A 21,106-nucleotide genomic window follows, 5' to 3' on the forward strand; every position below is an offset into this window, starting at 1 on the left:
GGCCATGCGCGTTCCGACCCCGAACGTGTCGGTCGTCGACTTCAAGTTCACCGCCAAGCGCGCCACCTCGGTCGAAGAGATCGTCAAGGCGATCTCTGAGGCCGCCAACGGCCCGCTGAAGGGCGTTCTGGGCGCCTATGACGAGGAGCTGGTGTCGTCGGATTTCAACCACGATCCGCACAGCTCGACCTTCGCATGCAAGGAGACAAAGGTCGTCGACGGCAATTTCGTTCGCGTCATGGCATGGTACGATAACGAGTGGGGCTTCTCCAACCGGATGGCCGATACCGCCGTCGCGATGGCGAACGCCAAATAAGACCAACCAGCCCGACCCAGACCAGAAGGAGCCGGACGATGAGCAAGACGATCATGTGGGCCGAAACCGATGCCAAAGGCTTCGAGTCCGAGTGCCTGTTCAACGAGGACAGCCGCCAGTACGAAGTGATGGTCTGCGCCTCGGGTCGCCGGCTCTGCCGGTCGGAGTCCTTCCCGGCCCAGTCCGACCCCATGCAGGGCATGAGCGACGAGGACCGCCAGCAGGCGCTGCACTGCGCCGAACGGCTGGTGACCGAGATCGAACACGATCTGGGCGACCGCTGAACGCGCAAGCCCGGACATCGTGAAACGGCCAGGGCCGGCATCCTCGCGGTGCCGGCCCTTTCGTCGTCCGGCGTCAGTAGCCTACCGATGGGCGGCGAAGTCCGCCGTCCGTTCGACGAGGTCGTCCAGGTTGCGGCGGAACTGCTCCAGCGCGAAGCCGGTGCCGAACATCCGCCACAGCCAGTCGGTCGGCATGTCGCGCGTCCGCCTTTCCGCCCGCGTGCGGTCGATGCCGGCCCGGTAGCCTGTCAGCGCATCGGCGAGCGCCGTCGAACGGTCGGGCGGCTGGCCGGTGGCGAGGGCGTCGGCCAGACCGCGCAGGGTGGATGCGCCCGCCGCCGCGACCGGTGTCCAGTCGGGGCAGACGTCGCGGTCGGCAATATCCTGCCGGGGTTCCCCCACCGCCCGGCGCAGCATCACCACGTCGTGCCGCAGCCGCATCAGCGTGCGGAGCAGCGGATCGGGGTCGGGCATGTCGGCCAGCCGGCTCCGCCGCTCCCGCGCGGCCTCGCCCACCAGGGTTTCCAGCCGGGCCAGGGCTTGCCGGGTCCGCACCACCAGCCGGTTCATGACGGCCTGGGACGCGTCGTCGGCGACCGCCAATGCCTCCAACTGCTCCGCCATCAGCCGCGCCACCTCCGCTGCCGTGTCCAGCACCGAGCGCGAGGCGCGGGCCGGCACCACCAGCAGTGACACCAGGATGCCGACGATGCAGCCGAGCCCGACCTCCAGCATGCGGTCGGTGGCGAAACTGAGCGGGCCGAGGCTGGCCCCGGCGCTGCCCAGCAGCACGATGATCGCGGTGATCGGCGCGATGCGGAAGCCGGCCGACTTGGCGGCGAGGTAGGACAGCGGCGCCACCGCCGCAAGCAGTGCCGCGGCACGCGCCAGCCCGTCCGTATGCGGGACCAGCATGGCGATCACACCGCCATAGGCCACACCGACCAGCGATCCGAAGAAGCGGTCCAGCGCCGCCTTCAGCGAACCCCCGACATTGCTTTGGGTGACGATCAGCGCGGTTATGACGGCCCAGTAGCCCTGCGGCAGGCCCAGCATCTCCGCCAGCGCAAAGGTTGCGAGGGAGGAGGCGGTCATCCGCAAGGCATGCACCAGCTTGGACCGGTTGCGTGTTATCCACGACACCGGAACGCTCCGCCAATCGCTCATCCCATCAGTCCCGGGCCATCTCCAACTGATGCTCAGTGTCCACCATGACGACGCAGATCGCCAGAGACGGTGCGGCACATCCATCGTCCCGGAGAAAGGGCAGCGGCGGTCGGTTCGCCGCCGCTGCACCGCTCCGTTCAGTTCGCCTGGGCCAGTGTCTTGCGCACCTTCGCCACGTCCCCGGCGCTGACCGGCGGAGCGGCATTGCTCCAGCTGTTGCGGATGTAGGTGACGACCGCCGCCACGTCGGCATCGGTGAGCCGCCAGCCGAGCGGCGGCATCGCCGGGCCGGTCGGACGGCTGTCGGTCGCCACCGCGCGGGAGCCGTCCAGCACCAGCCGGATCAGCGTCGCCGGATCGTCGGCTTGCACCAGACCGCTGCCGGCCAAGGTCGGGAACAGGAAGGTCTGGCCCTTGCCGTCGCCGCCATGGCAGGCCATGCAGGTGTCGGTATAGACCGCCCCGCCCGTCCTCATCCGCGCGTCATCCGCTGCCAGCGGCGCCAGCGTCTTCCCCTCCGACGGCTTCTGGTCGAGCAGATAGGTCGCGATGGCCTTAAGATCGGCGTCGGTCATCTTGGAGCTGGAGTTCTGGATTTCCTCCGCCATCGGACCGGAGGCGAGCGACTGGTGGTTCGCCCCGGTCTTCAGGTATGCGATCAACTGGTCCACCGACCAGTTGCCGATGCCCTGCCGCTTGTCCGCGGTGATCGACGGGGCATACCAGGCCTGGAGGTTGGCCCCCTGCAAGGCCCGGTCGTTGTCGTCGGCGCCCAGCGCGCTCTTCGGCGTGTGGCAGGTGCCGCAATGGCCCAGCGCCTGGACCAGGTAGGCGCCGCGGTTCCACTCCTCCGACTTCTGCGGGTCGGACTTGAAGCTCGAAGGCTCGAAGTTCAGCAGGTTCCAACCAGCCATGAGTAGCCGGATGTTGAAGGGGAAGGGCAACTGGTTGGCCTCCACCGCATTGCTCACCGGCTCCAGCGTCTGGAGATAGACCCACAGCGCATGGATATCGTCGTCGGTCATCCGGGTGTAGGCGGGATAGGGCATGGCGGGGTAGAGCCGCTTGCCGCCGCGGCCGATGCCCTCGCGCAGGGTTCGCCGCAGATCCTCCTTGGTCCAGTTGCCGATGCCGGTTTCGCGGTCCGGCGTGATGTTGGGGGCGACCAGCGTGCCGAACGGCGTCTGCAAGGCCGCTCCGCCGGCATAGGGCTTGCCGTCCGGCAGGCTGTGGCAGGCGACGCAGTCGGCGGCGGTGGCGACATAACGGCCGCGCTCGATCAGGGTGAAGTCCTGGTCGTCGGCGAGGGCTGGCGCCATGACGGCGGCAATGACGCTGCATGACGCCGTGACCAGCAGGGCCGCGGCGATGGCGAGACGGATCCTGGTCATGCGTGCACCAAGGGGCCGGGGGATTTCAGGTAGTGGCTGCGGATCGCATCCGCCGCGCGGAAGGCCAGCGCCCCCACCGTTCCGGTCGGGTTGAAGCCCGAATTCTGCGGGAAGACGTTCGCCCCAACGGTGAAGACGTTCGGCACGTCCCAGCTTTGCAGGAACGGGTTCACCACGCTGGTGGAGGGGTCGGCTCCCATCGCCGTGCCGCCGACCACATGGGTGGACTGGTAGGGCACCGTCGACCAGGGCCCGGTGCGTGGATATTCCACCGCCTGCTGGGCGCCCATGGCGCGGACGATCTCCCCCACCTTCTTGGTGACATAGGCCGACATCTTCACGTCGTTCTCGGGGAAGTCGAAGGTGATGCGCATCAGCGGCCGGCCGAGCCGGTCGGTATAGGTGGGGTCGAGGTCGAGAAAATTGCCGCGGTTGGCATAGCTGCTGGCCTCGCAGCCGACGCTGAGATTGCTGAGATAGCTGTCGCGCATCGCCTTCTTCCAGCCCGATCCCCAGGCCGGGGTGCCCGGCGGCGTCGGCCGCTTGGAGATCGGCTCCGCCCCGATGGGCGCGCAGCGCGTGCTGCCGCCGCCGAGGAAGCCCAGCGGTCCATGGTCGAAATTGTCGTTGTTCAGCTCGTCGATCGCCATGCCGGTGGCGCCGCCGCCGATGAAGTTGTTGAAATTGTATTTGGCGGGATCGAAGAAGCCGACCACCTGATTGGCCATCTGGTAGCAGAAATTCCGACCCACCACACCGGTGCCGGTGCTGGCGTCGTAAGGCTTGCCGATGCCGGACAGCAGCATCAGCCGCACATTGTCCAGCATGAAGGCGCAGAGGATCACCAGATCGGCCGTCTGCTCAAGCTCTTCGCCAGAAGTGTCGACATAGGTGACGCCGGTCGCCTTCTTGCCGGTGGAATCCAGATTGACCTTCAGCACCTCGCACAGCGTGCGCAGCTCGAAGTTGGACTTGCGCATCAGCACCGGCAGCACCGTGGTCTGGGCGCTGGCCTTGGAATAGTTGGCGCAGCCGTAATTGGTGCAGAAACCGCAGAAGGTGCATTGCCCCATCGTCACGCCCAGCGGGTTGGTGTAGGTGCGCGACAGCAGGGAGGACGGGATCGGGAAGGGCTTGTAGCCCATCTTGGCGGCCGTCTCGGCGAACAGGGTCGGACCATAGGTCTGCGCCATCGGCGGGTTGGGGAACTCGCGCTTGCGCGGCCCTTCGAACGGATTGCCGCCGTCCTGGAGCTGGCCGTTCAGGTTGCCGGCCTTGCCCGACACGCCCGCCAGATACTCGAACCTGTCGTAATAGGGCTCCATGTCCTCATAGGTCAGGCCCCAGTCCTGGATCGTCATGTCATCCGGTATGGCCTGGGCACCATAACGCTCGGTAAAATGAGAACGCAGCCGGAAGTCGGCGGGCGAGAAGCGCCAGGTGATGCCGGCCCAATGCACACCGGCGCCGCCGACGCCATTGCCGGGATGGAAGGAGCCGAACTGCCGCATCGGCAGCGCCGTCTGGCCGGCGTTGTTGCGGGCGGTGACCGTCGTCTGCGCCGGGCGCAGCATCAGTTCCTGGCGCGAGTTGTAGCGCAGTTCGTCCGCGGCATAGCCGATATTGAAGTCGGTGGCGGTATCGCGCCAGGGGCCGCGCTCCAGCGCCACCACGTCCAGCCCTTCGTCGCACAGCTCGTTCGCGATGATCGAGCCGGTCCAGCCGAGGCCGACGATCACCACATCCTTGTGGGGAAGTTTGCGCGCCATTCCTCAGCCCTTCCTAGCCCAGTCGCCGCGACCGCCGATCGACACCGGCGGCAACGTGTATTTCTGATTGTGCTTCAGCACATGGTCCCGGTAGTCGTAACGGGTTCCGGGGAAGCCGATCATCTTCCAGCTGACCATGTCGCGGTTGCCGCCATAGATCGGATCGGCGAAGAATCCTTCCATTGTGTTCTGCAACAGCAGGCTGAAGAGGCTGCCGGAACCGACCGGGCCTTCGAACTTCGCTTCGCCCGCCTCCATCGCCGTCAGCAGCTTGTCCTTCTGCTCCGGCGACAGGTCGGTGAAGCTCTTGCCGTTCATCGTCCGGCGGCAATGGTCGTCCAGCGCCTTCAGACCCTGGCGGTACGTCTTCGCCGGGGTCAGGTCGGTCTGGTCGCCCTGGGTCGGCAGGCCGGGCTGGAACGGCCCCTTCATGTACAGCCGGTCGGAGGTGCCGTAATGGCCGGACAGCTGCCGGTCGATGAAAACGGCGCAGCCGGCATCCTTGCCGCTGACGCTGAGATCGTCCGCGGGGATCAGCCGTTCGACGATGGCCTCGACCAGTTCGCCCTCGCGCGGGGTGAAGAAGGTCCAGGGGCCGGGAAGGACTTGGCGGGGCGGCTCGATGGAACCGGAATCCCAGGGCAGCCCGGTGCCGAACAGGAGTTTCGCCCGGGCGCCGGAGGCGGTCAGCGCCACCAGCCCCATCGCCGTGGTGGCGAGGAAACGGCGGCGGCTGGTGTGGAACACGCTTGGCTGGCCCGTATTCGGGCTTTTGCTTGGCTTCATGTCTGGATCATCCCGGAATCGTCACAACCGCAGCCGATGTCGCATTGCACAACAGATCAGCGGTGGAACGATAATTTCCAATGATCGAAAGACATACACCCGGGCTCAATGGCGCACGCCGTCATCATTGGGCGATGATCGAGCACAAACGGTCAGTGCAGGGGGCGCAAATGTAGTGTCCACCGGTGGTAACCGCAGGCGGACACTGACCTGTGGCGACGCAACCTTTCAGTGCCCTCTGTCACTCCTCTTCCTCGTCTTCCTCTTCCTCCGGGACCTCTTCGAAGACGATCCTGTCGCCTACGGCGTAGAGCATGCACTCGTGGTTGCCGCCGGACTGTTCGCACCGCTCCAGCGCCGCGTCCTTCGCCTCTTCCTCGCTGTCGCGATCCCAGACGGTCGCCCAGCGCCCGGCCAGCGTCACCGCCAGCGCCTTGTGGCCGGGGTTGCGCTGGTAGTTCACCATGCCGACCTTGCGGGTGTGGTCGCTGACGAAGGGTACGCGCGCCGGATCGAAACGGCCGGCTCCGAGGATTTCCACCGGCATCGGCGTGAAGCCCTTGGCGTCCATCACGACGGCGTCGCCGACCGCATAGAGGGTGCAGGGTTCCTCCGCGCGATACTGGCAATATTGCAGGGCGCTGCGCTTGACGTCGTCCTCGGTCCGGCTGTTCGATTTGTTGGAAAAGTACGAGTAGTTGCCCTTGGTCGAGATCGCCAGCGCCTTGGGCGAGGGCAATCCGCTGTACATCGCCAGCGTTTGGCGCGACTTGGCGTTGAGATAGGGGATCGCCGCCACATCGAGCGGCCGGGCCAATGGCGCCGCCGGAGCCGGTATTGCCGAGGGGGCCGGGATGGGCGCCGGGGCAGGAATTGGGCCAGGAATTGGAGCGGGAACCGGCGGGGCGGCGAGTGCCGCGACCGAAAGCTGGGCCCGCTCCGCTGGCACCGTCCCACCCAGTTCTGCGACGCGCGCCTCGGCGATGGGGGCGAAGGTGCCTTGCGGGAACTGCTTCAGATAGGCTTCGAACAAGCCGCGGTTGGAACTGCCCTTGATGCTGTCCCAGAACAGCGTCTCCTTGTCGGCGCTCGCCGCGGAGGCCGCAGGCGCTGCATCGGCGGCAGGCGCCGTCACCACCGTGGTCGGCCCCAGGAAATAGAAGCGCCCTTCGATGGGAGAGGCTGAAACCCAGGGCTGCTGCACCCCGCCGGAATTGCGCTTCACCGCGATGCCGACATCGTTGAAGATATCGAACACCGCCTCGCCCGGCTTCAGCATCGCCTTCGACAGCACCTCGGTATAGGGGCTGTTGGAGCCTGCGCCGTCCGCCGCCACGGCGCCCGGCTGGGTCGCATAGGCGATGATGGTCCCGGCGGGGGCCTGCATCTGCGCCAGGCCCGGCAATGCCGCACGCATGCCGCGCCCGCCGAAGGGGTTGTTGCGGCAGGCGTCCAGGATGACGATGTTCAGCCGGCTTTCCGCCAGCGCCATCTCGTCAAGCACCATGGCGACGTCGATCAGTTCGTACCGGACGTCCGCTTCCTTCTCCAGGTTGGCGGAAACCGGCAGCAGGTAATTGGTGCCCCGCGCCTGCATGCCGTGCCCGGCATAGAAGAACAACCCGACATCGGCCCCGACCAGCTTGGCGCCGAAGCTGCGGATCGCCCGTTCCGTTCCCGCCCGGTCCAGATCGAGCTGCGGCGCCCCGCCGATCAGCTCGAAACCGGCCGCGCGCAGGGACTCGGCCATCGCCTTGGCGTCGTTGGTCGGGTTGGGAAGCCGCGGCGCAAAGCGGTAGTCGCTGTTGCCCAGCACCAGCGCCACCCGCCGTTCCGCCGCGGCCTCACCGGAGGCCGCCACCCAGACGAAAAGCGACAGGGCGAGCGCGACGGTGCGTCCCAGAATCTTCAAGGCCGATTTCCTTCGGATCGAAAGCAGTTCCGGCACTCTGCCCAGGCAACGGGGCGGGTTTCAAGGACGGCGACCATCTTCCTGCACCAAGTTGGCATCCACCTTGCCATCCGCCATCGACGCGGCGGTGCGAACCGCGTCGATGAAGGCCCGCAAGGCCGGGGGCATCTGCCTCTGGCGCGGATAGCACAGGAACCGGCCGGGAAAGGCGGCGGACCAATCCTCCAGCAGCGGAACCAGCTTCCCCGCAGCGATAAGACCGGCCACGGCATCCTCGACACAAAAGCCGATCCCGATTCCCCGGAGGGTCGCACGCAATGCCATGTCCTTGTCGTTGAAGATCAGCGGCCCCTCGACCGCGACCTCGAACCAGGACCCGTTTCCGAAGAATTCCCAGGCATAGGGCATCACATGGCCCGGCCAGCGCCAACGGATGCAACGATGGTCGACCAGATCGCGCGGATGTGCCGGGCTGCCATGGCGATCCAGATAGTCCGGCGACGCCACGGCGATCTGCCGCAGGTCCGGGCCGAGACGCACGGCGACCATGTCGCGGTCGATCACTTCGCCGATCCGGATGGCCGCATCGAAGCCACCGGCCACCAGATCCACCACGGCGTCATCCAGCGTGATGTCCAGCACCACATCCGGAAAGTCCCGTGCGAAGTCCGCCAGCATCGGTTCGATGTAGCGTTCCGCCGCCGCGCGGAAACTGTGGACGCGCACGGTGCCGGCCGGACGCTCACGATATTGGCGCACCTGCCCGATGGCGTCGCCGAGTTCCGAGACGGCCGGCTGCACGCGCCGGAGCAGATTCTCGCCGGCATCGGTCAGCGCGACGCTGCGCGTGGTCCGGTTGAGCAGCCGCACCCCTACCCGCTCCTCGAACCCGCGCACCAGCTGGCTGAGCGCCGATGGGGAAACACCCAGCCGCTCCGCCGCCCGGCTGAAACTCAGCGTCTCGCCGACGGCGAGGAACGCGCGAAGCTGGTTGTAGTCGCTGCCGGAGAGCAAGGGGTCCATGGACCGAAGAAAGCATTCTTCAGCCACGCTTACAAGTCTCATCAGAAATCCGGGCATTCTGTAATTCAGCGCCGGGACGTATCTCTGACTGCGAAAGGAGACTCTCCATGACCACATGGTTCATCACCGGCATCTCGCGCGGCCTTGGGCTGGCGCTCGCCAAGGCGGCCCTTGCGGAGGGCGACACCGTGATAGGCACCGTCCGCAGCGGCAGGCCGGACCTTCCCGCGGAACGTGGCACCCTGCATGTCCTCACCGTCGATCTCGCCGACGCCGAGGCGGCGGAGGCGGCGGTCGGTCAGGCCTTCGCTGTCGCCGGCCGCATCGACGTGATCGTCAACAATGCGGGCTACGGCCTGCTGGGGGCGGTCGAGCAGGCCAGCGACGACGAGGTCGCCCGACTGTTCGCGGTCGACGTGTTCGCGCCCTTCCGCATCATCCGCGCCGCCCTGCCCCGCCTGCGCGCCCAGGGGACCGGGCATATCGTCAACATCACCTCCATCGCCGGCCGGGCACCCGGCGCCGGTTCCGGTCTCTATGCGGCGGCCAAACACGCCCTGGAGGGATTGTCCTCCAGCCTCGCACAGGAGGTCGGCCCGCTGGGCATCAAAGTGACGGCGGTGGCCCCCGGCGCCTTTCGCACCGACTTCCTGTCCAGCCATTCGATCCGCAAGAGCAGCGCCGAAGACGTGGCCTATGCCGACAGCGTCGGACGCATGTCGTCGGCCTTCGACGGCATGGCCGGACGCCAGCTCGGCGATCCGGATCGCGCAGCACAGGCCATCCTGGCCGCCGTCCGTTCCGACACCCCGCCGCTCCATCTGCTGCTGGGGTCCGATGCGCTCAACCGCGCCCGGTCCAAGCTCGACGCCGTGATCGCGGAAATCGACGCCTGGGAAGCGGTGACCCGCAGCACCGACTTCACCGACCGGGGCTGAGGCGCGGAACGGGCCAAGGGACAGGCCAAGGGGCGGGAAGCTTTGCAAGGCCGGCAAACTCTCCCGCCCCCGGCGCCGACTCTCGAACAGGCATTCACATTCGGTCCGCAAACCGTTCATGACGCTGACTAAGGGCATTCAATGGAATTGCCGAGACTGCGCGCTCCCGCAGGCTGGCACGGGCCGGCCATAAAAAAACGCACTGGGAGAGGAACGCCGTGTTCAAGACCACCACCCGCACTGTGGGCCGCGCCATTGGCTGCAGCATGGGCCGCAAAGTGGCCGCCGCCGGACTTGCCGCGCTGCTGCTGAGCGGAACCGCGACCCACGCCGCCTTCGCCGATGACGGGCTGCCCAACGTCACCATCCTGGCGACCGGCGGCACCATCGCCGGCACCGGCGCCACCAGCACCACGACCGTCGGCTACACCGCCGCCAAGGTCGGCGTCGAGAAGCTGATCGAAGCGGTGCCGGAGTTGAAGAAGGTCGCCAACGTCAAGGGCGAGCAGGTCTTCCAGATCGCCAGCGAGAACATGACCAACGACCATTGGCTGAAGCTGGCCAAGCGGGTCAACGAGTTGCTGGCGCAGAAGGACGTCGACGGCATCGTCATCACCCACGGCACCGACACCATCGAGGAAACCGCCTATTTCCTGAATTTGACGGTCAAGAGCACCAAGCCGGTGGTGATCGTCGGCGCCATGCGGCCGTCCACCGCCATCAGCGCCGACGGTCCGGTCAACCTCTACAACGCGGTGACGCTGGCCGGCTCCAAGGATGCCGTCGGCAAGGGCGTGCTGGTCTCGCTCAACGACCAGATCAACGCCGGCCGCGACGTGACCAAGACCAACACCTCGACCGCCGACACCTTCCGCACGCCGGAACTGGGCTTCCTCGGCTACATGCAGGACAACAAGGCGCACTTCTACCGGCAGGTCGTGCGCAAGCACACCGCCGAGGCGGAGTTCGACATCTCCAATCTCGACAGCCTTCCGCAGGTCGACATCGTCTATGGCTATGCCAACAACAACCGTACGGCACTCGACGCCTTGGTGAAGGCGGGGGCCAAGGGCATCGTCCATGCCGGCGTCGGTGACGGCAGCCTGTCCAACGCGATGAAGCCCGGCCTAATCGATGCCCGCAAGCAGGGGGTAGCGATCGTTCGCTCGTCCCGCGTCGGCAACGGCATCGTCGCGCGCAACGGCGAGGCCAACGACGACGAGCTGGATTTCGTCGCCAGCGACACCCTCAACCCGCAGAAGGCGCGCATCCTGCTGATGCTGGCTCTGACCAGGACGACCGACAGCAAGGCCATCCAGAAGATGTTCTACACCTACTGAGCCGGGACATGCAGACAGGGGCCGTCCGGCACTCCCCGGCGGCTCCCCTCCCGTGGCAAAGAATTCTGTCGGCAACAAGCACCCCGGATCGGGCGTTGAGCAGGAGGAAGCGGAAGCCGCACCACCGAGGGAGATGCCGATGCCTGCACCATGCCGCCGCAGCCTGATTGCCCTGTCCGCCGCGGCATTGCTTGCCGCCCTGGCCGGTGTATCTCCCGTCGCGGCACAGGACACGGCCGGCCTCATCGTGCTGATGCGCCATGCGGACGCACCCGGAACCGGCGATCCGGCCGGATTCACGCTGGACGACTGCGCGACCCAACGCAATCTCAGCGAGGATGGCCGCGCCCAGGCGGCGCGGATCGGCGGGCGGCTGCGGCAACTCGGCATCGACCAGGCGCGCGTGCTGTCCAGCCAATGGTGTCGCTGCCTGGAAACCGCCCGCCTGCTGGATCTCGGCGCGGTGAAGGAATTGCCGGTCCTCAACTCCTTCTTCGGCCAGCAGGACGAGGAGAAGGACAGGATCACCCAACTGCGCCAGTTCCTGGCCGATCTGCCGCGCGACGGCAAGCCGGTCGTGCTGGTCACCCATCAGGTCACCGTCACCGCCCTGACCGGCATCTTCCCGGCTTCGGGCGAAGCGGTGCTGCTGCGGGCGAACGGCACCCCCAACCCGGAGCAGGTGGACCGGTTGACCGTCCCCTGATCCGTGCGATCGGGGTGGGTGGTACCGCCCTTCGCGGCGGAGCTGGACATCTGCGCCGTTGACCGGACACCCGTCGTCGGTCTGGATAGGCCGCCCAACGCGGCTGATCGCCGGAAAGATGCCAGGAAAAGGACTGATGTTCGGTGGGCGAACCAAATATTCTTGCAATTCAGAACCGACCCATGATGGCGCATGGCGCCGGCTTTACCGGATCAGGCGGCTGCTTCTATTGAGCATCGTCGGGTTTGGACTGGCCGGCTGCTCGACGTCCCACGTCACCACCCCTGCCCGCTCCGCCACCGAACAGCTGCTGATTTCCACCGCGGCCGATCAGGCCGCCGAGCGCCTGGCCGGCAAGCTGGCGGTGCAGGGAAGCATCTATGTCGATTCCGCCGGTGTCGAAGGCTACGACACCAAATACGCCGTCTCGGCCGTGCGCGACGCGCTGCTGCGCCACGGCGCCGCCATGGCCGAGAACCGCGACAAGGCGGCCACCATCGTGGAGTTGCGGGTCGGCGCCCTGTCGGTGGACAGCGAAAGCTCGCTGCTCGGCATTCCCAGCATCGACATTCCGATGCCGGTCGGCGGCAGTTCTTCCACGCCGGAGATTTCTCTGTTCAAGAAGGAGCTGACCCAGGGCGTTGCCAAGATCGCCGCCACCGCCTACGATAGGAATTCCGGTACTCTGGTGTCCTCCAGCGGGCCGCAATACGGCTTCTCCAACCGGGCGGAATGGGTGCTGTTGTTGATGCTGAGCTGGGACACCAACGACCTGCTGCCGCCCGACACCCGGCCTGACCCGAAACCCTGGGACAACTGAACGCCTCGAAAAGCCGTAGCGTTGTCAATGTCGGTGAAATTCCCTTGGCTTGATGGCTGAAGGGAGCGTGGTGTGGGCGGACAATCCGGTCCGTTCGATCTTCAGGAGCGCCACGCAGAACTGAGCAAGAGCGGGGATCCGCTGGGGCGTCTGTTGGCGGTGGTGGACTTCGAGCTTTTCCATCCGACGGTGGAGGTGGCGCCGGTGACGGCGGGTGCAATGTAAGGGCCGCATATTTCCGCATTTTCAGCGAAAATCGGAGGTTTTTCCTCCAAAGAATGCCGATTCTCCGCGCGCGCGGCCCTCTCCGGCTCTTTCGTCGCCCTCTAAGCGCGTGCAGTGGTGGTTTATTAAGGTATTCGACCGGCAAGCAGGACAGCCAGCAACAGGAACCAGTCCCGGTTTCCCGACGGACCTGCAACTGCCGCCTTCCCGAAGATGGGGTAGAGTTACCCGGAAGGCCGCGCCATTCCGGTCCTTACGCGGTGAAAGCGACGGCTGCGGTTGCGATTTCAAGTTACTCCGGACCTCTTTTGAGAGTTTGTTGGCAAAACAAACAAGATGCCATAATGCGGGCCGTGACCGACGCCGTGGCCGCAGCTATCCGGCCATCAATCATGCTGGAACGACATGCCCGCATGACCGCGACGGTCCTCCAATGATTTCAAAATCCATGGGAGAAAGCGGCGATGGGCATGTGGCAGGGGTCATCCCCGAAAATCAATCGCGTGCTGGTGGGCGAATCACTGGTCGGCGACGGCAACGAGGTCGCCCACATCGATCTGATCATGGGGCCGCGCGGCAGTGCGGCGGAAACCGCCTTCTGCAACGCGCTGACCAACAACAAGGATGGCTTCACCAGCCTTCTGGCGGTCATCGCCCCCAACCTGCAATGCAAGCCTTCCACCATCCTGTTCAACAAGGTCACGATCAAGGGGGCGGAACAGGCGGTGCAGATGTTCGGGCCGGCCCAGCATGGCGTCGCCAAGGCGGTCGCCGATTGTGTCGCCGCCGGCACCATCCCGCAGGATGAGATCGACAACATCTTCATCTGCGTCGGCGTCTTCATCCATTGGGAAGCCAAGGACAACGCCAAAATCCAGGACTACAACTACCGCGCCACCAAGGAAGCCATCGAACGCGCAGTGGCCGGCTATCCAACCCTCAAGGATTTGTTGAACCAGAAGGATTCGGCCAAGCATCCCTTCGCCGCCTGACGCCGGCTCCGGTGGCGTCCTGCCGGATGGCGGTGTCCGGATCACCGTCATCGGGTACGCCACCGGCCGCGTCCGGACCAGCGCGATAGGACCGGATACCGTCCATGCGCCGAACATCTCTTTGCCCGCAAATGGAGGGGAACGACACCTCCGGTCATTGCGGGCACTTCATTTATATTTTTAACGAAATGATGTTTATTTTCAATTTTGCAGAAATTCAATAGGCGCCGCATAGATTTTTCTAATTCCAGCAACAGGATTCACCCCCAATTATTGCTGCATCGCAAAAAACCTGGTACTTAAATTATTTCAGGACTATCCATTGGGATGATGGTCGACTTGCCGACTCACGGGTACAATTCCCCGGTGGGCTCCCGCGGCAATGTTGCCTGATCGCCCATTCCAGCGGAGGATGCGGACATGAAGACCTGGCGCAAGCCGACGATTGTCGAGATTTCGGTCGGCACCGAAATCAATGCCTACGCCTGCGCCGGTTTGTAACCGGCAAAGGTGATCCATCCCTCGAACATCCTTGCACGTCTTCAACTCAGGCCGGCAGCGGCTCGAAATGGGCGAAGAACTGCCCCGTATCGTCCGGCGTGCCCGCATCGTAGTGCAGCGCGCGGAGCCGCAGCCGGCCGGCATTCCCCAACTCCGGTCCCGACAGCATGGTATGGAAGCTCTCTCCACCGAGCAGGCGATGCGCGGTAGTGAGGTAAAGCCTTGAAAGCACCCGATCACGCAGCATGGTGTCGAGCATCCGCGGCCCTGTCAGCAGATAGATGCCGCGCAGCCCCCGGCTGCCGAGTTCGCGGACCAGCGCCCCACCTTCCACCAACGTGCCGGCACCGGCGACCAGCACCTCATAGCTGGCACGCCGCCAATGCGCGACCCGCTCGGGCGAAGCGCCTGCACCGGTGGCGACGATCACGCGCTGACCATGCCTTGCAGGCGAGACCGGCATCGGGAAGTCCAGGCTGGCGCTGGCGATGACCACGGCAGGCTGGGGTGAAAGGCCGTTGTCCGCCCGCCACTGCGCCAGATCCCGCATGGCCGCCTGTCTGCCGATTTGCAGCACGTCGTCCAGTCGCCCTGCCGCAAGGTCGCGCAGGTAGCCCCCATGGGTGACCAGACAGTCCGCCTGCGCCTGAAGTTCGAGAAACAGCCGGAAGTCGTTGACACTGACCAGTCCGGCCGGCAGCCGGCTTTCCCCGGTGGTGGGGTCGCGCAAGGCGATGCGCCCGTCCAGGCTGGCGACGAAGCTGGCATAGACGAACGGCGCGCCGGCACCCCCCTGCTCATGAAGGCGGTGGGCGAGATAGGCGCCGGACAGCGCGATGTCCTCAGGCGCCCCGGGATAGAGGCGCAGCAGGCGGGCGGTCATCGCGGTTCCCTCGATGCAACGGCATCGACCCGGCCCAGGAAATCGGCGGCCAGCGCATCGGCGATGTCGGTCTTGCTGACCGATTGCAGCCCCTGCCATGCCGGCATCGAATTGACCTCCAGCACCAGCCAGCGGTCGCCGTCTCCAGGATCGGCGATCAGATCGACACCGGCATAATCCGCCCCCACGGCGGCGGCGGCGCGGACCGCCAGATCGGCGGCCGTGCCGTCCGGTGCCATGGCCTCGCAGCGGGCACCCTGATGCACATTGGTGATCCAGCCGCGGCCATGGCGGATCATCGCTGCCACCGCACGCCCTCCCACGACGAAGACCCGGCAATCGCGCCACTCGCCCTCCCAGCGCGGCGGCACGAAGGACTGAAGATAATAGACGCCGGCCACCGCCTCGGACTCCGGCACGTCGTCTGGGGTGGACAGGCGGCGCAGGCCACGTCCCTGGGCGCCGAACAGCGGCTTCAGCACGCAGTCCGGCGTGTTCTCCACCACGGCACGCGCCGTATCGACGGATTGAACGGCGACGGAGGGAGGCGTCGGCAGGCCGGACCGGGCCAGCAGGAAACTGGTGGTGCTCTTGTCCACACAGCGCTCGATGGCGCGGGCGGTGTTGTAGACTGGAACGCCCAGCCGGTCGAGCGCGTGAAGCACCCCCAAGCGCAGCGTGACCTGTTCGAAGCTGCCCTGACCGACCACCCTCACGAAAGCACCGGACGGCAGGCTGTCGCCGAAACCCGGCAGCAGTAGATCGGTCAGTGTCCGTCCGACGGCGAAGCCGCAGGCGCTCAACGAAACGCGCCGGCATTCGACACCACGGCGCGCGAATGCCCGCTCCAGGCGTGCCGCGTGCCAATCGGCTCCGTCGGTGAACAAGGCGACTGCGCCGCTCATGCCGCCTCCACCATGGTGGAGAGCCGGCACAGCGTCCGGGCATACCGGCCGGCAAGGCGCCGGGCCCCCAATACGTCGTCTGCGTCGGCAAGCACGGTGCAAAGCGGCGCTCCGGTCGGGACAAGCGCTGGCGTTTGCGGCCGGTCGGCTGTCCAGTCCGGCCAGCGCAAGCCCTCCGGCAAATGGACCGGAGCAGTGGCGTAGACGATCATGGCGGCGCGGCAGCCGGTAAGCGGTGGCAATGCGGCCGGCAGTTGCCCGGCGCAGGCCGCCAGATGCAGGCCGAACAGGCTGGGCATCGGCGGACGGTCGAACAGGTCGAGCGTCGCTCCCGGCCGCGGGTTTATTTCCAGCAGGCACCATCCGGCCGACCCAACCAGGAAATCGGCGCTGTTCAGCCCGACCAGCCCCACCGCTTCGGCGATCGTCGCCGCCGCATCGATCATCGCCGCGTCCATCCTTCCGCAAGGCGGCAACGGGCCGACCGCCCCGCCGTAACGGTAGGGCTGCCTGGGTGCCGGTGCCACCCATTGCCGGCTGAAGCCCACCGGCAGGATGCGACGGCCGTCGGCCAGGAACAGCAGGGACACCGGACGCCCGTCCATGCGGCGCTGGGCATAATGGCCGGCCGGCAGTCTGGAGGCCCGCCGGATGTGGCCGCCGCCGCTGGCGCCGACGCGCTTCACCAGCCAACCGTTGCTGTCCGGCAGCGACAGCGAGACCTCCGGATGCGGAATGCCGAAACGGGCGAGCAGGGCTGCGAAAGCGAGAGGATCCTTCACCTGCGCCACCGCGTCCGCCCGGTTGCCGATCACCGGCCGGGCGCGGGCAAGCGCCGCCAGAAGATCGGGTTGTTCCTCGAACCCGGTGCCATAGACCAGCGGCAGCCCGTGCAAATCGGGCGAGGCCAGCGCCCGCCGCAATGCGCCGGCGGAAATGCGCAGCCGACGCGACGGCAGGGTCAGGCAGGGGCTGGCCTTGGCAGCCGTATCCGCATCGGCGAACTGATCGATGGCGGCGACGCTGCGCCCGTCGCGGCAGGCGCTGGCCGCCAGCGCCCGTGCCGACAGCGCTACCACGACGAATTCCGGAACTGCCGTCGGGGTCAAGCTCCACCCCCCTCGGAAAAGCATCTTGAACAATTGTTTGCAATGCCAACAATCATGCGCGACCGCTCTCTTTGCAATGACCCTTCCGAAGCATGGCGACCGCCGCCCACCGGATTCGACTCCGGCATCGAACAGGGGCGTGTCCCGGGGAAGACAGGATGTACGAAGCCGCGATCCCTGCAGAGCCTCCGCCGATTCCTGCGATCCATGGCCCTCCCGCCCTGGCGGTGGAGGAATTGAGCCACAGTTTCGGCAAGCGCATGGCGCTGGACCGCGTGTCCTTCGCCGTGGCGCCCGGTGGCTTCACCATGCTGCTGGGCCTGAACGGGGCGGGAAAGACCACGCTGTTCTCGCTGATCACCCGGCTCTATTCCAACCGGACCGGCGCCATCCGCATCTTCGGCTTCGACCTGCGACGGCAGCCGACCCGTGCGCTGGAGCGGATCGGCGTGGTGTTCCAGCAGCCGACACTCGACCTCGATCTCACCGTCCGGCAGAACCTGCGCTATCACGGCGGCCTGCATGGAATGTCGCCCTCCGACTGCGAAGCCCGCGCGCGGGAGGAACTGGCGCGCATCGGCCTTGCCGACCGCGGCGACGACAAGGTCCGCGCCCTGTCCGGCGGTCAGCGAAGGCGGGTGGAGATCGCCCGTGCGCTGCTGCACCGGCCGAGCCTGCTGCTGCTCGACGAACCGACGGTCGGTCTGGATGCGGACTCGCGCCGCCACATTCTGACCCATGTCCGCGCGCTGTGCCGGGAACAGGGCGTGGCTGTCCTGTGGGCCACCCATTTGATGGACGAGGCGGCCGACGAGGATTCCGTCGTCGTGCTGCACCAGGGTCGGCTGCGCGCCTGCGGCACGGTGCGGGCGGTCTGCACCGAAACCTCCACCGCCGGCCTGCCCGCCGCTTTCGCCGCCCTGACCACAGGGGAGGGCCGGCCATGAGCGCCACAACCTACTGGTACTGCCTGCGCAGCATCATCGTGCGCGAAGGCCTGCGTTTCCTGCACCAGCGCGAGCGCTTCTTCGCCGCCCTGGTCCGGCCGCTGGTCTGGCTGGCGATCTTCGCCGTCGGCTTCCGGGCCGTGCTGGGCGTGTCGATCATCCCGCCTTATGAAACATACATCCTCTATGACGAGTATGTGGTGCCGGGGCTGGTCGCGATGATCCAGCTGTTCAACGGCATGCAGAACTCGCTGTCGATGGTCTATGACCGTGAGATGGGCAGCATGCGGACGCTGTTGGTCAGTCCCCTGCCACGCTGGTACCTGCTGGTCGCCAAGCTGCTGGCGGGTGTCGCGGTGTCGATTGCCCAGGTCTATGTGTTTCTCGGCATCGCATGGCTGTGGGGGGTGGAACCGCCGCCGCTGGGCTATCTCGCGGCCTTGCCGGCGCTGCTGCTCAGCGGGCTGATGCTGGGTGCGCTCGGCCTGCTGCTGTCGTCCTTCGTCCGGCAGCTGGAGAATTTTGCCGGGGTGATGAACTTCGTGATCTTCCCGATGTTCTTCGCCTCTTCCGCCCTCTATCCGCTCTGGCGGATCAGGGAAGGCAGCCCGGCACTCTACCAGATCGCCGCCTGGAACCCCTTCACCCAGGCGGTGGAGCTGATCCGCTTCAGCCTGTATCTCCGAGTCGATGTCGGTGCCCTGCTGTGGGTGGCCGGCTGTCTCGCATTGTTCCTTGGTGCAGCGGTCCTTGCCTACGATCCAGGGCGCGGTTTCTGGGCACGGCGGGGTGGCCCCGCCGCAGAGGCCTGAGATCGGGAGCGTCAGCTTCGGCACTCCTGATCTTCCGGATTACCTATTCAGCCCCTTCCTACCCGTTATTCCGCCTCTTTCGAAAACTTTAGAACGGTGACGGAAAATAATCTTCACAGCCTATCTTTATTTGATCAAACTGATTGTCAGTATCGCCAACATAGTGCGGGGCAGTTTAGAACCCCGCCAACGGTCGTGTCCCGGCATTTAGGACCGGCACGCCTGCGATGCCAAAACAGTTCGAAATCTGAGCGCCGGTAAGCGAACCGCCCGACGTCTCTCAGTTCGACGTCACGCGTCCATCGTCGAGGGAGAACGCCCTCTCTGAAGATCGCCTTTCACGGAAGCCGCCGCCTGCCGCCGCACGAGTTTCTGGGACCACGGACGACCGCCGAAAAAACGGGAGGAAACACATGAACCCCTTTGTGCGCTGTCTGCTCGTCACCGCCGCGATCCAGGCGGCCACCGCCGCCATTCCCACCGGTGCTTTCGCCAACGATGACATTCTGAAGAACCAGAAAGACCCGTCCAACTGGGCACTGCAGCTCGGAAATTATGCCGGCCAGCGTTACAGCACGCTCGACCAGATCACCCGCGACAACGTGAAGAACCTGCGCCCGGTGTGGCAGTTCTCCACCGGCGTGCTTCGCGGCCACGAAGGCGGTCCCATCGTGGTGGGCGACACGATGTACATCTCGACGCCCTTCCCCAACAACGTCTATGCGCTCGATCTCAACGACAACGGCCGCATCAAGTGGAAGTATGAGCCGAGACAGGATTCGTCCGTCATCCCCGTGATGTGCTGCGACACCGTCACCCGCGGTGTGGCGGTCGCCGGCAACAAGCTGTTCCTGGGTCAGGCCGACAACACCCTGGTGGCGCTGGACACCGAAACCGGCAAGGTGCTGTGGTCGGCCAAGAACGGCGACGCCAGCAAGGGCGAGACGCTGACCGCCGCCCCGCTGGTGGTGAAGGACAAGGTCTATGTCGGCATCAGCGGCGGCGAGTTCGGTGTGCGCGGCCACCTGACCGCTTACGACATCAACTCCGGCAAGATGGTGTGGCGGGCCTATTCGACCGGTCCCGACAAGGACGTGATGATCGACCCGCAGAAGACGATGATGCTCGGCAAGCCGATCGGCGAACCCGACCTCGGCATCAAAACCTGGCCGGCCGACCAATGGAAGATCGGCGGCGGCACCACCTGGGGCTGGTACACCTACGATCCCGACCTGAACCTGATCTATTACGGCACCGGCAACCCGGGCACCTGGAACCCGGCGCAGCGCGCGGTCGACAAGGACCGGGCCAAGAGCGACAACAAATGGTCGATGACCATCTTCGCCCGCGATGCCGACACCGGACAGGCAAAATGGGTGTTCCAGAAGACGCCTTTCGACGAATGGGACTATGACGGCGTCAACGAGAACATCCTGGCCGACGTCACCGTCGGCGGGGCCAAGCGCAAGGCGCTGATCAATTTCGACCGCAACGGCTTCGCCTATACCATCGACCGCACCAACGGCGAACTGCTGGTCGCTCAGAAATACGATCCGTCCGTCAACTGGGCGAGCGAGATCGACATGAAGACCGGCCGGCCGAAGGTGAACGACAAATACAGCACCTTCGCCCAAGGCGAGGATCACAACACCACCGGCGTCTGCCCGGCGGCGCTGGGCTCCAAGGACCAGCAGCCGGCCAGCTACTCGCCCGACAGCGGCCTGATCTATGTGCCGACCAACCACATCTGCATGGATTACGAGCCGTTCAAGGTGGAGTATTCCGCCGGCCAGCCCTATGTCGGCGCGACGCTCAGCATGTATCCGGCACCCGATTCCCATGGCGGCATGGGCAACTTCATCGCCTGGGATCCGTCCGCCGGCAAGATCGTCTGGTCGAAGCCCGAACGCTTCGCGGTGTGGAGCGGTGCCCTGTCGACCAAGGGCGGCGTCGGTTTCTATGGGACGCTGGAAGGCTATCTGAAGGCGTTCGACCTGAAGGACGGCAAGGACCTGTACAACTTCAAGACCTCGTCCGGCATCATCGGCAACGTCAACACCTACATGCACAAGGGCAAGCAATACATCGCCGTGCTGTCGGGTGTCGGCGGCTGGGCCGGCATCGGGCTGGCCGCCGGGCTGACCGGCGAGCAGGAAGGGCTGGGTGCGGTCGGCGCGCACAAGGCGCTGGGCGAATACACCCAGTTGGGCGGCACGCTGACCGTCTTCGCCTTGCCGGACACTCAGTAACGAACAAGCGGGCGCCGCTTCCCAACGCTGG

Annotated in this window: 20 protein-coding genes and 1 pseudogene; 12 read left to right on the forward strand and 9 right to left on the reverse strand. The window is 65.9% G+C overall.

Going from position 1 to position 21,106, the window contains the following annotated elements:
- Positions 1-316 (forward strand): annotated as a pseudogene (locus tag TSH64_RS30525) (glyceraldehyde-3-phosphate dehydrogenase); the annotation flags it as partial.
- A gap of 38 nt (positions 317-354) precedes the next feature.
- Positions 355-600 carry a hypothetical protein gene (locus TSH64_RS30530; protein WP_109450837.1) on the forward strand — a complete coding sequence of 82 codons (246 nt, stop codon included), beginning with the start codon at positions 355-357 and terminating at the stop codon, positions 598-600.
- 81 nt (positions 601-681) lie between these two features.
- On the opposite strand, the gene TSH64_RS30535 is transcribed toward TSH64_RS30530, so the two are convergent.
- From TSH64_RS30535 to TSH64_RS30560, 6 genes are all read right to left on the reverse strand, one after another.
- Entirely contained in the window at positions 682-1,743 is a 1,062-nt protein-coding gene (locus TSH64_RS30535; RefSeq protein WP_247873230.1) for an FUSC family protein, read from the reverse strand.
- Between the two features lie 161 nt (positions 1,744-1,904).
- A complete protein-coding gene (locus TSH64_RS30540; RefSeq protein WP_109450839.1) occupies positions 1,905-3,158 on the reverse strand; it encodes a cytochrome c in 1,254 nt (417 codons plus the stop codon).
- Complete coding sequence (locus tag TSH64_RS30545) at positions 3,155-4,927, reverse strand: GMC family oxidoreductase (protein ID WP_109450840.1); 1,773 nt, start codon at positions 4,925-4,927, stop codon at positions 3,155-3,157. Before TSH64_RS30545 ends, TSH64_RS30540 begins: the two co-directional genes overlap by 4 nt.
- 3 nt (positions 4,928-4,930) lie before the next feature.
- Positions 4,931-5,713: a gluconate 2-dehydrogenase subunit 3 family protein gene (locus TSH64_RS30550; protein WP_109450841.1), complete on the reverse strand. Its 783-nt coding sequence runs from the start codon at positions 5,711-5,713 to the stop codon at positions 4,931-4,933.
- Between the two features lie 241 nt (positions 5,714-5,954).
- Entirely contained in the window at positions 5,955-7,625 is a 1,671-nt protein-coding gene (locus TSH64_RS30555) for a caspase family protein (RefSeq protein ID WP_247873231.1), read from the reverse strand.
- Positions 7,626-7,685: 60 nt separating this feature from the next.
- Positions 7,686-8,705 (reverse strand): LysR family transcriptional regulator, encoded by a 1,020-nt coding sequence (locus TSH64_RS30560; RefSeq protein ID WP_247873232.1) that lies wholly within the window; start codon positions 8,703-8,705, stop codon positions 7,686-7,688.
- A gap of 50 nt (positions 8,706-8,755) precedes the next feature.
- Here TSH64_RS30560 and TSH64_RS30565 point away from each other — a divergent pair, with 50 nt between their 5' ends.
- The 7 genes from TSH64_RS30565 to pqqA all read left to right on the forward strand — a co-directional run bounded on the left by TSH64_RS30565 (position 8,756) and on the right by pqqA (position 14,170).
- The gene (locus TSH64_RS30565; RefSeq protein WP_109450845.1) at positions 8,756-9,586 is read left to right on the forward strand and encodes an oxidoreductase; all 831 of its coding nucleotides are present in this window, start codon (positions 8,756-8,758) and stop codon (positions 9,584-9,586) included.
- A 218-nt stretch (positions 9,587-9,804) separates the two neighbouring features.
- Positions 9,805-10,926 carry a type II asparaginase gene (locus TSH64_RS30570; protein WP_282188138.1) on the forward strand — a complete coding sequence of 374 codons (1,122 nt, stop codon included), beginning with the start codon at positions 9,805-9,807 and terminating at the stop codon, positions 10,924-10,926.
- Positions 10,927-11,065: 139 nt separating this feature from the next.
- Complete coding sequence (locus TSH64_RS30575) at positions 11,066-11,632, forward strand: histidine phosphatase family protein (RefSeq protein ID WP_109453179.1); 567 nt, start codon at positions 11,066-11,068, stop codon at positions 11,630-11,632.
- A 229-nt stretch (positions 11,633-11,861) separates the two neighbouring features.
- Complete coding sequence (locus tag TSH64_RS30580; protein ID WP_109450847.1) at positions 11,862-12,452, forward strand: DUF6655 family protein; 591 nt, start codon at positions 11,862-11,864, stop codon at positions 12,450-12,452.
- 72 nt (positions 12,453-12,524) lie between these two features.
- Entirely contained in the window at positions 12,525-12,677 is a 153-nt protein-coding gene (locus TSH64_RS35720; protein WP_158285435.1) for a hypothetical protein, read from the forward strand.
- 503 nt (positions 12,678-13,180) lie between these two features.
- Positions 13,181-13,669 (forward strand): formaldehyde-activating enzyme, encoded by a 489-nt coding sequence (gene fae, locus TSH64_RS30585; RefSeq protein ID WP_282188139.1) that lies wholly within the window; start codon positions 13,181-13,183, stop codon positions 13,667-13,669.
- 420 nt (positions 13,670-14,089) lie between these two features.
- Positions 14,090-14,170 carry a pyrroloquinoline quinone precursor peptide PqqA gene (pqqA, locus tag TSH64_RS30590; RefSeq protein ID WP_085083035.1) on the forward strand — a complete coding sequence of 27 codons (81 nt, stop codon included), beginning with the start codon at positions 14,090-14,092 and terminating at the stop codon, positions 14,168-14,170.
- Positions 14,171-14,216: 46 nt separating this feature from the next.
- Here the strand turns inward: pqqA and TSH64_RS30595 are convergent, their stop codons facing one another.
- Genes TSH64_RS30595 through TSH64_RS30605 form a run of 3 tightly spaced genes read right to left on the reverse strand, consistent with a single transcriptional unit; the run spans position 14,217 to position 17,067 of the window.
- A complete protein-coding gene (locus TSH64_RS30595; RefSeq protein WP_109450848.1) occupies positions 14,217-15,053 on the reverse strand; it encodes a dihydrofolate reductase family protein in 837 nt (278 codons plus the stop codon).
- On the reverse strand, positions 15,050-15,958 hold the full coding sequence (locus tag TSH64_RS30600) for a RimK family alpha-L-glutamate ligase (protein WP_109450850.1): 909 nt from the start codon (positions 15,956-15,958) through the stop codon (positions 15,050-15,052). Before TSH64_RS30600 ends, TSH64_RS30595 begins: the two co-directional genes overlap by 4 nt.
- A complete protein-coding gene (locus TSH64_RS30605; protein ID WP_247873233.1) occupies positions 15,955-17,067 on the reverse strand; it encodes an ATP-grasp domain-containing protein in 1,113 nt (370 codons plus the stop codon). Before TSH64_RS30605 ends, TSH64_RS30600 begins: the two co-directional genes overlap by 4 nt.
- Positions 17,068-17,225: 158 nt before the next feature.
- Here TSH64_RS30605 and TSH64_RS30610 point away from each other — a divergent pair, with 158 nt between their 5' ends.
- The 3 genes from TSH64_RS30610 (at position 17,226) to TSH64_RS30620 (ending at position 21,075) form a co-directional block, all read left to right on the forward strand.
- On the forward strand, positions 17,226-18,014 hold the full coding sequence (locus TSH64_RS30610) for an ABC transporter ATP-binding protein (RefSeq protein WP_109450853.1): 789 nt from the start codon (positions 17,226-17,228) through the stop codon (positions 18,012-18,014).
- Positions 18,011-18,826 carry an ABC transporter permease gene (locus TSH64_RS30615; protein ID WP_109450854.1) on the forward strand — a complete coding sequence of 272 codons (816 nt, stop codon included), beginning with the start codon at positions 18,011-18,013 and terminating at the stop codon, positions 18,824-18,826. Before TSH64_RS30610 ends, TSH64_RS30615 begins: the two co-directional genes overlap by 4 nt.
- 413 nt (positions 18,827-19,239) lie before the next feature.
- Entirely contained in the window at positions 19,240-21,075 is a 1,836-nt protein-coding gene (locus TSH64_RS30620; protein WP_109450856.1) for a methanol/ethanol family PQQ-dependent dehydrogenase, read from the forward strand.
- The last annotated feature ends 31 nt before the right edge of the window (positions 21,076-21,106 follow it).

This window comes from Azospirillum sp. TSH64 (assembly GCF_003116035.1).
Taxonomy (GTDB): Bacteria; Pseudomonadota; Alphaproteobacteria; order Azospirillales; family Azospirillaceae; genus Azospirillum.

What these genes read in the sequence shown, in the direction of transcription:
- TSH64_RS30610 (WP_109450853.1), top strand. Translation starts at nt 17,226, where the DNA reads ATGTACGAAGCCGCGATCCCTGCAGAGCCTCCGCCGATTCCTGCGATC.
- TSH64_RS30545 (WP_109450840.1), bottom strand. Translation starts at nt 4,927, where the DNA reads ATGGCGCGCAAACTTCCCCACAAGGATGTGGTGATCGTCGGCCTCGGC.
- TSH64_RS30565 (WP_109450845.1), top strand. Translation starts at nt 8,756, where the DNA reads ATGACCACATGGTTCATCACCGGCATCTCGCGCGGCCTTGGGCTGGCG.
- TSH64_RS30615 (WP_109450854.1), top strand. Translation starts at nt 18,011, where the DNA reads ATGAGCGCCACAACCTACTGGTACTGCCTGCGCAGCATCATCGTGCGC.
- TSH64_RS30560 (WP_247873232.1), bottom strand. Translation starts at nt 8,705, where the DNA reads ATGCCCGGATTTCTGATGAGACTTGTAAGCGTGGCTGAAGAATGCTTT.
- TSH64_RS30530 (WP_109450837.1), top strand. Translation starts at nt 355, where the DNA reads ATGAGCAAGACGATCATGTGGGCCGAAACCGATGCCAAAGGCTTCGAG.
- TSH64_RS30600 (WP_109450850.1), bottom strand. Translation starts at nt 15,958, where the DNA reads ATGAGCGGCGCAGTCGCCTTGTTCACCGACGGAGCCGATTGGCACGCG.
- TSH64_RS30620 (WP_109450856.1), top strand. Translation starts at nt 19,240, where the DNA reads ATGAACCCCTTTGTGCGCTGTCTGCTCGTCACCGCCGCGATCCAGGCG.
- pqqA (WP_085083035.1), top strand. Translation starts at nt 14,090, where the DNA reads ATGAAGACCTGGCGCAAGCCGACGATTGTCGAGATTTCGGTCGGCACC.
- TSH64_RS30595 (WP_109450848.1), bottom strand. Translation starts at nt 15,053, where the DNA reads ATGACCGCCCGCCTGCTGCGCCTCTATCCCGGGGCGCCTGAGGACATC.
- TSH64_RS30540 (WP_109450839.1), bottom strand. Translation starts at nt 3,158, where the DNA reads ATGACCAGGATCCGTCTCGCCATCGCCGCGGCCCTGCTGGTCACGGCG.
- TSH64_RS30575 (WP_109453179.1), top strand. Translation starts at nt 11,066, where the DNA reads ATGCCTGCACCATGCCGCCGCAGCCTGATTGCCCTGTCCGCCGCGGCA.
- TSH64_RS30550 (WP_109450841.1), bottom strand. Translation starts at nt 5,713, where the DNA reads ATGAAGCCAAGCAAAAGCCCGAATACGGGCCAGCCAAGCGTGTTCCAC.